Source organism: Streptomyces sp. NBC_00236 (assembly GCF_036195045.1).
Taxonomy (GTDB): domain Bacteria; phylum Actinomycetota; class Actinomycetes; order Streptomycetales; family Streptomycetaceae; genus Streptomyces.
The window spans coordinates 7,865,395-7,878,074 of sequence record NZ_CP108100.1 but is presented as its reverse complement, the minus strand read 5'-3'; the positions used below and the strand labels follow the sequence as shown (position 1 = coordinate 7,878,074).

General features: G+C 70.4%; 11 protein-coding genes. 6 read left to right on the top strand and 5 right to left on the bottom strand.

The window, feature by feature from the left end; translation table 11 throughout:
* Window positions 1-2 precede the first annotated feature (2 nt).
* Window positions 3-1,388: a cellulase family glycosylhydrolase gene (locus OG446_RS35120; RefSeq protein ID WP_328897826.1), complete on the bottom strand. Its 1,386-nt coding sequence runs from the start codon at window positions 1,386-1,388 to the stop codon at window positions 3-5.
* Window positions 1,389-1,893: 505 nt separating this feature from the next.
* Between OG446_RS35120 and OG446_RS35115 the strand changes: the two genes are divergently transcribed.
* Together OG446_RS35115 and OG446_RS35110 are read left to right on the top strand one after the other, a co-directional pair.
* A complete protein-coding gene (locus OG446_RS35115) occupies window positions 1,894-2,916 on the top strand; it encodes a LacI family DNA-binding transcriptional regulator (RefSeq protein ID WP_328897825.1) in 1,023 nt (340 codons plus the stop codon).
* 337 nt (window positions 2,917-3,253) lie between these two features.
* Complete coding sequence (locus tag OG446_RS35110; RefSeq protein WP_328897824.1) at window positions 3,254-4,345, top strand: lytic polysaccharide monooxygenase auxiliary activity family 9 protein; 1,092 nt, start codon at window positions 3,254-3,256, stop codon at window positions 4,343-4,345.
* A gap of 105 nt (window positions 4,346-4,450) precedes the next feature.
* Here OG446_RS35110 and OG446_RS35105 read toward each other — a convergent pair whose 3' ends face one another.
* Entirely contained in the window at window positions 4,451-5,380 is a 930-nt protein-coding gene (locus OG446_RS35105) for a LysR family transcriptional regulator (RefSeq protein ID WP_328897823.1), read from the bottom strand.
* Between the two features lie 133 nt (window positions 5,381-5,513).
* Here OG446_RS35105 and OG446_RS35100 point away from each other — a divergent pair, with 133 nt between their 5' ends.
* Window positions 5,514-6,371, top strand: a complete 858-nt coding sequence (locus tag OG446_RS35100; RefSeq protein ID WP_328897822.1) for an SDR family NAD(P)-dependent oxidoreductase — start codon at window positions 5,514-5,516, stop codon at window positions 6,369-6,371.
* On the opposite strand, the gene OG446_RS35095 is transcribed toward OG446_RS35100, so the two are convergent.
* Window positions 6,264-6,794, bottom strand: a complete 531-nt coding sequence (locus tag OG446_RS35095; protein WP_328897821.1) for a helix-turn-helix domain-containing protein — start codon at window positions 6,792-6,794, stop codon at window positions 6,264-6,266. The two genes, OG446_RS35100 and OG446_RS35095, sit on opposite strands and share 108 nt — an antisense overlap.
* 455 nt (window positions 6,795-7,249) lie before the next feature.
* On the opposite strand from OG446_RS35095, the gene OG446_RS35090 reads away from it, so the two are divergent.
* Both OG446_RS35090 and OG446_RS35085 read left to right on the top strand, forming a co-directional pair.
* Window positions 7,250-7,612, top strand: a complete 363-nt coding sequence (locus tag OG446_RS35090) for a peptidoglycan-binding domain-containing protein (RefSeq protein ID WP_328897820.1) — start codon at window positions 7,250-7,252, stop codon at window positions 7,610-7,612.
* Between the two features lie 246 nt (window positions 7,613-7,858).
* On the top strand, window positions 7,859-8,860 hold the full coding sequence (locus OG446_RS35085; protein WP_328897819.1) for a MarR family transcriptional regulator: 1,002 nt from the start codon (window positions 7,859-7,861) through the stop codon (window positions 8,858-8,860).
* Window positions 8,861-9,038: 178 nt separating this feature from the next.
* Here OG446_RS35085 and OG446_RS35080 read toward each other — a convergent pair whose 3' ends face one another.
* Both OG446_RS35080 and OG446_RS35075 read right to left on the bottom strand, forming a co-directional pair.
* Window positions 9,039-10,190 carry an alpha/beta hydrolase gene (locus tag OG446_RS35080; RefSeq protein WP_328897818.1) on the bottom strand — a complete coding sequence of 384 codons (1,152 nt, stop codon included), beginning with the start codon at window positions 10,188-10,190 and terminating at the stop codon, window positions 9,039-9,041.
* 330 nt (window positions 10,191-10,520) lie between these two features.
* Window positions 10,521-11,423: an SAM-dependent methyltransferase gene (locus OG446_RS35075; RefSeq protein WP_328897817.1), complete on the bottom strand. Its 903-nt coding sequence runs from the start codon at window positions 11,421-11,423 to the stop codon at window positions 10,521-10,523.
* A 358-nt stretch (window positions 11,424-11,781) separates the two neighbouring features.
* Here OG446_RS35075 and OG446_RS35070 point away from each other — a divergent pair, with 358 nt between their 5' ends.
* Window positions 11,782-12,678: an aminoglycoside phosphotransferase family protein gene (locus OG446_RS35070; protein WP_328897816.1), complete on the top strand. Its 897-nt coding sequence runs from the start codon at window positions 11,782-11,784 to the stop codon at window positions 12,676-12,678.
* Window positions 12,679-12,680: the final 2 nt, after the last annotated feature.

Sequence of the window (12,680 nt, the reverse complement as noted above, 5' to 3'; positions counted from 1 at the left end):
AGTCAGCTGGTGGGGAAGTTGTCGGCGGTGCTGATCCTGCTCTTGAGCAGCGTCCCCGATTCGGTCAGCACACCACTGCTGCTGTAATCACTGCCGTCGCAGGTGCCGGGCCGGAGCGCAGCGCTGCTCTCGGGAGCGTCCGAGTAGGTCCAGTTCGCGTAGCCGATCTTGAGCTGGTCGAGCAGATCCAGCCAGGCCGTGGTGCTCGACCGGTCCAGCGCCCCGCCACCGGTGGCGCTCACCGTCCCGAACTCGGTGACGAAGAGCGGCAGTTGGGAGGACGCCCGACTGACCGCGGCACGGTAGGAGTCCTTGTGGCTCGCCGCGTAGAAGTGGAACGCGTACATGATGTTGGTGGCGTTGACGGGGTTGTTGACGACCTCGCTCTCGCTGGAGCCGTCCGACACCCCCAGCGACGACCAGCCGCGGGTCCCGACAATGACCACGGCGTCCGGGTCGGCGGCACGGATCACCGGGATGACCTGTTCGGCATAGTTCTTGATGGCCGTCCAGCTCACGCCGTTGGGCTCGTTGGCGATCTCGTAGATCACGTTCTTCTTGCCGGCGTTGCGGGCCGCGACGGAGGCGAAGAACGTCTTGGCGCGGTCGAGGTTGTAGTTCGGGTCACCCGGCGTCAGGGTGTGGAAGTCGATCAGGGCGTACATGCCCCGCGCTTCGGCCATGTCGACGAGGTTGTTCACACGGCTGGTGAATCCCGCGGGGTCGGTCTCGTAACCGTCCTCCTGCACATACATGGCGACGCGCAGCAGGTCCGCCTTCCAGTCGTTCGCCAGCGCGTCCACGGACGCGTTGTTGTAGCACTGGCTGAACCACTGGATGCCGTGCGTGCTCATCCCCCGCAGCTGCACGGGACGGTCGTACTGATTGCACAGGTGGACGCCGCAGACGTGGAGCTGCCCGTTGATGCCCACGGGGGTGCCCTCGCCCCCCGGCTCGGGGTCGGGGTCGGGCGTCGTCCCGTCGACGGAGCCGGTGCAGGTGACGCCGTTGAGCTTGAACGCCGTCGGCTTCGGGTTGGCGCCCGTGAAGGAACCCACCATCCCCAGGTCGGCCGCCGCACCCGTGTTCAGCGTACGGTTCCAGTCGAGACCGGCGGCCGTGACCGTGGAACCGGACTGCGACCAGGTGGCGTTCCACCCCTGGACGAGCTTCTGCCCGCCGTCCGGCATGGCGATGTCGAGCTTCCAGCCGGAGACCGGTGCACCCAGGTTGGTGACCTTCACACCGGCCTGGAAGCCGCCCTGCCACTGGCTGGTGACCGTGTAGTCGACCTTGCATCCGGCGGCAGCCACCGCCTGGGGGCCGTACAGGGCCGTGAGGCCCAGGATCGTCGCACAGGTTGCCAGTAGAGCCAGAAGGCGTTTCACAGCAGTCCTCCTCGTACGAAGTGGAATCGGCGGAACGGGAGCGCTCCCGAAGGGCGTCGGCCGTAGAACGCCGGTCCCGCTGGTGGATGGATACGGCCTCGACGTGGGCCGGGTCGGCCAGTCGTCGTCGCGCGGTCGTCCCGCAGGCCCGATCACTCCATGACGCCGAGTCCGGTGGGACGCAACGGAATTGGGAGCGCTCCCAATCTCGGGGGCCGCGCGACGCGCCGTCAAGCCGTTGGACAGGATTGGCCACCGTTGCCGCGTTCGGGGGCGCCGGACCTCGCCCCGCGGTCACCGGCCCGGCCGGGAAGGCGAGCCGCGCGCATGCGATGCGACGGCGGAGTCACGCGGCTGCGACCGCACCGGCGATCACGGACTCCAGCAGCACATACTCTCAACTCCCCGTCCGCTCACTCTTGTTGTGCCGAGTCCCTCTTCCTCCGCCGTTTTCCGGGCCGGACACCCTCCGGGCCGTAAGATCGGATCTCTTGGGGGTGGGAGCATGCTGAAGCGAAGTTCCGGCACACCGACGCTGGAGGAAGTGGCCGCGCTCGCCGGAGTGGGGCGGGGCACGGTCTCCCGGGTGATCAACAACGCGTCGGGCGTCAAGGCGTCCACACGCCGTGCCGTGCAGCGCGCCATCGAGGAACTGGACTACGTCCCCAACCTGGCCGCGCGCTCACTGGCCGGCCGGCGCGCGGACGCCGTCGCACTGGTGATGACGAAGACGGACTGGCGGCTGTTCGGGGAGCCGTTCTTCTCAGAGGTCGCACGGGCGGTCGGGGACGCCCTGACCGAGGCGGACGTGCAGTTGCTGCTCACGCTCGTCCGCACGGACGCCGAGCGGCAGCGGCTCGTGAAGTACGTGCGCGGTGGCCGGATCGACGGGGCGCTGCTCATGTCCGTGCGGGCCGAGGACCGGTTGCCGGACATGCTCGCCGACGCCGGACTGCCCACGGTGCTGCTCGGCAGGCGCTCGGACGAGGAACGGGTGACCTATGTGGACGCGGACAACGTGGGTGGCGCGCGGGCCGCGGTCGCCCATCTGGCGCGCGGCGGGCGGAAGTCCATCGCCGCGATCACGGGCCCGCCCGAGATGTACGCCTCCCGGTGCAGGCTGCGCGGCTACCGGGAGGCGCTGCGCGACGCCGGGATCGACGAGGTGCAGTCCCTGGTCGTACAGGGGGACTTCAGCGAGGTCAGCGGGCGGCGGGCGATGACCGGGCTCATCGAACGGCACCCGGAGGTGGACGGCGTCTTCGCCTCGTCGGACAGCATGGCCGCCGGGGCGGTGACCGCCCTGCACACGGCGGGACGCCGGGTCCCGCAGGATGTGGCGGTGATCGGCTTCGACGACTTCGAGCTGGCCGAGCAGACCGAACCGCGGCTGACGACCGTCCGCCAGCCGATGGAGGAGATCGGCCGGACCATGGTGCGGCTGCTGCTGGAGGAGATGGACCAGCCACAGGTCGCGTGGCGCCATGTGATCCTGCGGACGCAGCTGGTGGTGCGCGAGTCGGCCTGAGGCCCCTTCGCTCACGTCGTCGGCGGTCCTGTCGACCGGGCCGCCGTCGGCACGCCTCGACCGGCGGTCACCGGGACCGCCCGGCGGCCGTCCACGGGAGCGCTCCCCCCGGCAACTGGCGGTCAGGCATGCACCGTTGCTTCGGAACGCCCTCCAACACCAGGCCCTGACCAGCCCTTGCGGAATCCGTTGCGCGCATTCCGTCCGATGGGTTGTCAGGGACACGGCGGCACTCTTACAGTCCCCTACTAACCACAATATGGGAGCGCTCCCATACACGCCCCGCAGGAGACAGGCCCCACCGGAAGACAATCCCCGCACAGGCACAGGAGACACCATGACCCGAAGCAGGAAACAACTTGCCTCCCTGGCGACGGTGCTCGCGACGCTGTTCGGCGCCATAGCCCTGGCGTTATTCGGCCAGGGCAGCGCGCAGGCGCACGGCGTGACGATGACGCCGGGGTCGCGCACCTACCTCTGCTGGCTGGACGCCAAGACCAGCAACGGCTCCCTGGACCCGACCAACCCGGCGTGCAAGGCCGCACTCAGCGAGAGCGGCCCGAACTCGCTGTACAACTGGTTCGCCGTACTCGACTCCAACGCCGGTGGGCGGGGGGCCGGCTACGTCCCCGACGGGAAGCTGTGCAGCGCCGGTGACCGGTCGCCGTACAACTTCACCGGATACAACGCCGCGCGCTCCGACTGGCCCCGCACGCATCTGACGTCCGGGAAGACGATCCAGGTCCAGCACAGCAACTGGGCGGCGCATCCGGGCTCCTTCCGGGTCTACCTGTCCAAGCCCGGCTACTCACCGAGCACCGAACTTGGCTGGGACGACCTGGAGTTGATCGACACCGTCACCAACCCGCCCGCGACGGGCTCGCCCGGTACCGACGGCGGTCACTACTACTGGGACACGGCGTTGCCCTCGGGCCGCTCGGGTGACGCGGTGATGTTCATCCAGTGGGTGCGCTCGGACAGCCAGGAGAACTTCTTCTCCTGCTCCGACGTCGTCTTCGACGGCGGCAACGGTGAGGTGACCGGCATCCGCGGCTCGGGCAGCACGCCCACTCCGGACCCGACCGACCCGACTCCGACGCCCACTCCGACCGACCCGCACACCGGGTGCATGGCCGTCTACAGCGTCACCAGCTCCTGGGGCGGCGGCTTCCAGGGATCCGTCGAGGTCATGAACCACGGCACGACGGCGCTCGAGGGCTGGGCCGTGAAGTGGACTCCCGGCGCGGGCACCACCATCAGCAGTGCGTGGAACGGTGCGCTGACCACGGGGTCCGACGGCGCGCTCACGGTCAGGAACGCCGAGTACAACCGGACCGTCCCACCGGACGGCAGCGTCACCTTCGGGTTCACGGCGACATCGACCGGCAACAATTTCCCGGTCGGCTCGATCGGCTGCGTCACCCCGTAGCGGACGATGCACGCGGTGCCGGTTCCCGTGGCGTGCGGGAGCCGGCACCGTCGTACGGCCGGGGACCGGGCGCCCCTCCCCCGACGCGGCAGGGCGGGCTCGTCGTCAGAAGCCCGGGTGGGCCGCGGGTGCGTCCGCCATGCCGCGGCCCACCCGGGCGGTCGTCTCACGGAGCCAGATGTGGGCGGCGTCGTGCGTGTGCACGGGGTGCCACCAGAGCGCCTCCCGCAGCGGAACCGCCTCGTACGGCGGCTCGACCACGTGGACCGCGGCGAGCGGCGCGAGCAGCCGGGCGAGGCGCGCCTGGATCAGGGTGATGCGCTGCGTGCGCTCCACCAGCATGGGCAGCAACTGGAAGTTGACGACGGAGACCTCGACGCGCGGCTCGATCCCCAGCATGCCGAGCTGGCGAACCGCAGGGGCGTCGTAGGTCCGCTGGTAGGTCACCCATGGCAGCCGCCCCAGGTCCTCGTGGGTGAGCCGGTCACCGACGGTGGGGTGATCGTCGGCGACGAGGAAGACCCAGCGGTCCTCGTAGAGGTCTGTGGCGGGAAAGTCGCTGATGACGCCGTGCGGCATGAGCAGTCCGTCGGTGGTGCTCAGCAGGGTGGCCGTCTCGTCGACCACACTGGTCGGGGTCTGGGTGAAGCGCAGCCGGATCCCCGGAGCCTCTTCGTGCACGACCCGGGCGAGTTCCGCACCGAACACGGCGACCGCGTAGTCGGACGCCACGATCTTGAACTCACGCGTCTCGCTCACCGGGTCGAACGCGGCCTGGCTCGCGAAGAGCCGTTCCATCACCTCGTAGGCGGTGGCGGTGCGGGCCAGCAGGACCTGGCCGAGCGCCGTGAGCTCGTAGTGGCCGCCCACGCGGGCGAGCAGGTCGTCGTCGAAGTGGCGGCGCAGCCGGGCCAGGGAGGCGCTCATCGCGGGCTGGCTCAGCCCGACGCGCTGACCGGCGCGGGTGACGTTGCGCTCCTCGAGCAGAGCGCGCAGGGCGACGACAAGGTTCAGGTCGAGACGGGCCAGATTCACGGGTCTTCCCTCTGCGGTAGGGCACCGACCCGCAGGTATACACATCCTGGATGCAAGTCATCCATGGAATCGATTTCCCTGATCATCGGTGCAGGGTCCAGATTAGTCACATCGCAGCCAGGAGGACATGTTCGTGAGACCCGTACCGCACCCCAAGGCGCTGGACGGCAAGGTCGTCGTCGTCACCGGCGCTGCCCGCGGCCAGGGTGCGGCCGAGGCCGCCGCCCTGGCCCGTGAAGGGGCCCAGGTCATCGCGACCGACCGGGAACCCGTGGACGGCTGCCGCGGCCTGGACGTCACCAGCGAGAAGGACTGGGCCGGACTCGCCGCCGAGCTGCGGGAGACGTACGGGCACGTACACGGCCTGGTCAACAACGCCGGCATCACGTGGCGCGCCCGCGTCGGTGACGTGCGCCCCGAGGACATGGCGCGCGTCCACGCGGTCAACGTCACCGGGCCGCTTCTCGGCATCCAATACCTCATGCCCTTGATGCCGCCGGGTTCCTCCATCGTGAACGTGGGCTCCTCGGCAGCCCTCACCGCCCACTACCCGGTCGCCTACACGACCAGCAAGTGGGCGCTACGAGGCCTGTCGAAGACGGCCGCACTGGAACTGGGACCCCGTGGAATCCGCGTCAACACGATCCACCCCGGCTACATCGAGACCGAGATGACCGCCTCCGCCTCCCCCGCCTTCCGGGAGACGAACATCCGCGAGACCCCACTGGGGCGGACCGGAACCGTCGAGGAGGTCGCTCCACTGGTGGTCTTCCTGCTGTCCGACCGGTCGTCGTTCATCACCGGCGCGGAGATCCCCGTCGACGGCGGCCTCACGGCGCACGGCGGCGTCAAGTCCGTGTCCGACGCCCTGCGCCCCGCGGGTTCACCATCCGCCCGGCCGGACGCCGCAGCTCGGGCAACCTCCTCTGGACCAACTCATGATCCAGGCGGAACCGCCCAGCAGGGCGGCCATCACGAGCAGCCGGCGTGACCGTATCCGCGTGCGCCCCACCGCCTGCACCACGGTCGTCGGCTCCGCGCCCGTCCCCGGCGCCCCGTCCGGTACCTGACCGGGAGCGGCCCCATCCGTAGGTTCCGTCACGCACGCGCCGGCCGGTGCGCTCCCCGCCCCTGCCCCGGCCTCCCGGTCGCGCTGCGCCGTGCCCGCCTCCGCGGTGGCCAGTGCCCACAGCGTGTGGATCTCGCGCAGCTCCTCCTGCGTCGCGCCACACGCTCTGCCGAAGGCGAGGACATGCCCGAACGAAGCAGGCAAACTGCCCGTGCCGTAGCGGTGGAGGGTGGACCTGCTGACTCCGGTGCTCCTCGCCAGCACTTCGTAACTGACACCCGCACGGCACTTGAGTGCCCTGAGCCTGGCCGCTAACCGCTCGGCTTCCTTCGTGTGTCTCCCCATGACTCCCCCGTTTCGCACCGCTTGGCCTGACGCGCTTGCGGCTCGGCTCGGCACCTTCTGACGGCCGATGGCTGAGCCACTCCACGGTTTCAGTCCGTCACCGGCGGCGACAACACCCTTTCCTCTGAGCGCAAACGCCCAGATCAGCGCTTCCGCGTCGGCACGGATGAGGCGCAGACCCCCTCATATCCACCCGCCCGACCGCCGAGAACGCCGCGCGGTCGAGTGCGCACTCGTCTTCGACTCGCTTCGACACGGGGCCTGCGCCCGGCCGTCGCGAGGCGGGGCCCGTCCCGGCCCCGTCCCAGCGCGCCACAGGAACGCGTCGTCATCGCTGCCGCCCGCGTCCCACCGTCCCACGCGTCCCAAAAACCTTGTTCGGCCGCCGAGTTCGCTGCCAGCTTTGGTGCTGCCCGGACGTCACCCGACGTCCTCGAAACGAGGGGAAAACCCACATGCGCCGGACTCGTTCGGTCTTCGCGACGCTCGCCGTCGCCGCAGCCGCAGCCGCCACGCTCGCCCTGCCCGGATCCGCGACGGCCGCCGCGCCGGCTCCTGCGGCCGTCACCGCCGGAGGGGTCTCCGTGCTGGGCGTGTGCAACTACTCGGGCTCCCACCCCGAGATCAGTTCAGGAGCCTCCGGAGCGGTCGTGGCACACGCCCAGTGCCTGCTGCGGAACGTCTGGGGCTACAAGGACGTGGCAGTCGACGGGCAGTTCGGCCCCACGACCCGGAAGTACGTGATCAAGGCGCAGGGCGTCTGCCGCATCACCCAGGACGGCATCATCGGGCCGAAGACGTGGGACTGCCTGCACTGACCGGCCCTCTCAGGAGCGTCCCGGGGTGAGCCGGGGGACCGTTCGACAGCTCACCGGCGTCGCATACGTCGAGGCGCAGGATCCTCCCGAGCACGTGCCCCGGACCAACAGCCGTTGGTCCGGGGCACCGCTGTGTCCGCGGGCCGATCCGCCCGTCGATCTCCTGTTTATCGACGTTTCCTACGCTCGCGTGTGGCGGGCCCGCACCGAGGAAGGGCGCGCGTCGCGGAACAACGGGGGACCGACATGCTGCGTGTTCATTTCACCGACGCGGATCTGGCCAGGACCAGAATCGCGCCCGCGCCGGATCCGCTGTTCGAGATCGCCGCCACTCTCCACCGGCTGCAGTCCCGCAGAGGACGGTGGGCGTATGCCGGGTGGTACCGGGCGGCGCGCCTGCAACTGCGGGAGGCAGGGCTGGAGCGGGCGTTGCAGAGCGTGCTGTTGCCCCTGTACCCGAGGGCCACCTACTTCCCGGACTTCCTCACACCGGTCACCGCCGTCGAGGGTCTGGAGGCAGGCCTGGAGTCGGTCCTCGCCACGCCGCCGCGCCGGGTGACGGCGGAGCTGGCCCTGCTCGACCGGGTCGCGGGAGCGCCCCGGTGGGCCGGGCAGCTGGCCGGGCGCCAGGGACGCCTGGAGTTCGTGGGCATGCTGCGGGCGTACTTCGACGCCGTCGTCGTCCCCCACCAGGAGCAGGTGCGGGCCGGAACAGAGGCGGAACGCGCGCTCCGGTCCCGGGGATTCCTGAACGGCGGGGTGGAAGGCATGCTCGCCGGGCTCGGGCCGATGCTGCGCTGGCGTCCGCCCGTTCTGGAGGTCGCCTATCCACGGCAGATGGCGGACCGGGATCTGTATCTCAACGGCCGCGGGCTCACGCTCGTCCCGTCGCACTTCAACTGGGGCGAGCCGGTCGCCTTCGCCGACCCGGGGCTGCCGCCGGTGATCTGGTACTCGCTGCTGCACGAACCCGCGCCCCGGGCCCCCGATGAGAGCGACCCGGAGCGTCCGCTGGCCAACCTACTCGGGCGCGCCCGCGCCGTCGCGCTGCGGGCCGCGGCCGGGGGCGCGACGACGGGTGAGATCGCGCGGGCCGCCGGCATCTCGGCCTCCGCCGCGAGCCGGCATGCCACGGTGCTCCGCGACGCGGGGCTGATCACGACTGTCCGCAACGGGCCGGCCGTGCTGCACACACTGACCCCGGCGGGGGCATCCGTGCTGCGGGCGCCCCGTGGCACTCGCCGCTGAAGGCAGAGGCCGCCGCAGGAGTCCGTACAAGTCCGTATACGTCTGCGGGAGTCCACAGTCCGGCCTGCCCGTCCCCGCCCGTCCCTGCCCGTGCCTGCCCGTCCCCGCCGGCGGTGGCGGGACGCCGGATCCTGCCGCCTTCCGGCCCCCGGGTAGGCGCGGCGGCGGGCCAGGATTTCTACCGGCCGACGCGGTCTTGGCTCGGCTTCTTCCGGGCCGTCACCCACGCGGCGAAGTCCTCGATGCCGTCGATGAGCGCCTCGAACCGGAATGAGTGGAAGAGGTCGAAAGCATGGTGGGCGCCGGGAAGTTCGACGTACACGACTGGCGAGGTGGAGTCGGAACGCAGAGCGGTGACCAGGGCTCTGGGATTCTCGGTGTCCACCAGTTCGTCCAGGTCCCCGTGTGCGATGAGGAACGGCGGTGCATCCGCCCGGACGAGGTTCACCGGCGAGGTCGCCGGGTCTCCGTCGAAGTACTCCGCGAGAAAGCCGTTGAGAACGACTGCCGCGGTCACAGAGGTGTCCGCCCCCTCGAACCCGGGCTGGTAGGCGGGCTCATTGGGGGTGAGTGCGGCCTGAGCCGCCATGTGCCCGCCCGCAGAGCTCCCCGCCACGAACACCTCCGCGCCGGGCGCCGCACCGTACTCCGCTGCGTGCTCGCGCGCCCAGGCGATGACCTTCTTGGCGTCGATCAGATGGGCGGGATGCGGGAAGTCGGGCCGCAGCCGGTAGTTGGCGCTGATGCAGACCCAGCCCTGGCCGGCGAGCCGGTAGAGCAGAGGCAGCGACTGGGTGTCCTTCCGGCCCTGGTCGTAGTGGCCGCCATGGAAGTGGATCATTACGGAGCCACCCTCGGGACGCGACCGGTGGTGGTAGACGTCGAGGAGATTGCGGCGCCCTCCGTCCCCGTAGCTGACGTTACCCACCCGCTGGACGTCACGGCGGCGGCGAAAGACGGGCCTGAGCAGGATGCGTGCCAGCGGCGGCCGGCGGTGCGTTCCCGTGCCGGCGCCGAGCGCTTCGTCCAGGGCGACCCGCACCACGGACGCCGCCCGCACCCCGCGCAGGCCGACCACCACAAGCCCGCCGGCCGCGACCACTGCCACGCCGACGTTCACCCGGTCCGCGGTCGTGGCGATGTCGCCCTCCAAGCAGGCCAGCGCCGTCGATGCCACCAGCGCGTAGAGGACGACGTGCGGGATCTCGTTGAAGACCAGACCGAGCCGGTAGCTGACGTAGAAGACCGGCTTCGGCCCGCGTATGCGAACCAGGCAGAACACCACGATCAGTACGGCCAACACCACGGTCACCAGATAGCCCACAGCCACGACGACACCCCCGTTCGGCACCCGAACCGACAACCCCCGTCTGTGATATCACGGTGGGGATCACCCGAACTAGGTGAAGTGCGCCCGACAGCCATGTACTTGAGCCATTCCGTCCAAGCGGCAGGCGCGGGAGCCGCGGCAACGGAACGGCAACGGCAACGGCAACGGCAACGAATCGTTCAGCACTTGGAGCCCATCGTCCGCGATCCGGGTCACCCCGGCCCTTCGGAGACGGGATCGACGCGAGAGGGTCACGGCGCCACCCTCAGCAGAGCCTCCAGGCCGGCCGCGAGCTCCACCGGGCCGCCACGCTCAGCATCCCGACGGCCGTCAGCCCTTGACGCCCAGCCCTCCGTACACGTTGATATCGGCGTCCGTGACGTCGTTGATGTCCTTGTACCGGACCTTCTCGATGTCTTCGAGGCCCGCCAGGTAGGACTCCTCGGGCTGCTCGGGCACCGGGGCCGCATGGTCCGCGCGCCAGTGGTGCACCGGGACGACGCCGGGGCTGGCGAGCTCCAGCCCGGCCTCCGTGAAGAAGCGCCCGATGTCCGTGCGGTTACGGAGCACGAACGTGAAACCGCGTTCCGTGTACGTGCGTTGGACCGCCCGGATGTTCTCCGGGTTGAGGTCGTCGGTGAGGTGGCTGAGTACGAGTCGACTGCCGGCGGGCAGCGCGTCCATCAGCTCGCGGACGATCGGATACGCCGCCTCGTCCTCGACGAAGTGCAGAACCGCGACGAGGCAAAGCGCGACGGGGCGGCTGAAGTCCAGTGTCCGCTCAGCCTGTTCGAGGATCTGCCCCGGGCTCTTCAGGTCGGCGTCAATGTAGTCCGTACGCCCTTCGGGACCGCTGGTGAGGAGGGCGCGGGCGTGAGCGAGGACGACCGGATCGTTGTCGACGTAGACCACCCGCGTCTCGGGGGCGGTGCGCTGGGCGATCTGGTGCACGTTCTCCGCGGTCGGCAGGCCGGTGCCGATGTCGAGGAACTGGCGTATGCCGTCGTCCTTGGTCAGCGTGGTGACGGCGCGCCGCAGGAAGTCACGGTTGTGCCGTACGTCGAGGTAACCGCGCGGGTTGGCGGCGAGACCGGCGGCTGCCGCGTCGCGATCCGCGGGATAGTGATCCTTGCCGCCGAGGAAGACGTCGTAGACGCGGGCCGGGTGCGCCCTGCTGCTGTCCGTCCTCCTTCTCAGCTCTGCGGGATCCTGACTCAGTGTGTCGCCGGACACGGGCGCCTCCTGACAGTGCGAACCGGAGTGGTGGTCAACAACCTAACGTCCAGGCCGACATGGCGGCGCCCGCACCTGCCGGTCGCCAGTACCCGCCCTGCCGGCTTTCCCGGCGGCGGCGCCCCACCTGCTGGGGCCCCGACAGGCCGCCGCAGTCTGGCAGGGAGCCCCTTGCCCGGGGCTCATCCCGGCGCAGTGCGGCTCAGGCGTCTCGCCGGTTCACCCCTGCACGGGCGTGCCGGATGCGCGATTCCCGCCGCCGGGAGCACCCTTCACCGGTCCAGCCGGCCACCGCCGAGCTCGGCGCGGACGGAGCGGGTCAAGTGCTCCGTCTGCCGCCTCGGTACTGTGACTTCGCATGACCGACACCGAGATCGAGATCACCGCAGGGCTGGTCCGCGGCCTGCTGCAGGAGCAACACCCAGACCTTGCGGGGCTGGCCGTCCGGGAGGTGGCGGGCGGCTGGGGCAACCAGATGTGGCGCCTCGGGGACGAGCTGGCCGTGCGCATGCAGCGCATGGACCCCACTCCCGAGCTCCAGCTGAAGGAGCGGCGGTGGCTACCGGTGCTGGCCCCGCGCTTGCCGCTCCCGGTGCCGGTCCCGGTGCGGTTCGGTGAACCGTCGGAGCGCTTTCCCCGGCACTGGACCGTGATGACGTGGGTTCCCGGCGAGCCGCTGGACCTCGGCTCGATCAGCCGCGGCGACCACGCGGCCGACACGCTGGCGGGATTCCTCCGGGCGCTCCATGTGGAGGCTCCCGCAGATGCGCCGGTCTCCACGGACGTCGGTGCCCATCCCAGGATCTCCACTGACGGCTTCGACCACTTCCTCCAGGCTGCCTGCCCCGACCACCTCGCTGCCGACGTCCGGGCGGTCTGGGACGACGCCGTTGCGGCGCCCGCGTGGGAGGGCCCGCCGGTCTGGGTACATGGCGACCTGCATCCCGCGAACGTCGTGGTCTCGGACGGAACGCTCTCGGGCATCGTCGACTTCGGTGCCCTGGCCGCGGGCGATCCCGCGTGGGACCTCGCCGCCGCATGGGTGCTGCTGCCCGCGGGCAGGGCCGCGCGGTTCTTCGACATGTACGCGCGTGCGGACGAGGCGGCCATCCGGCGCGCCCGGGGTCTGGCTGCCGTGAAGAGCCTGTTCCTGATGCTCATGGGGCAGAACGGGGATCGGGGCCTGCCGGGCGGGAAGGCGCACTGGGGACCTGCGGGCCGGGCGGCACTTGACCGTGTTCTGAAGGGCGTTTGATA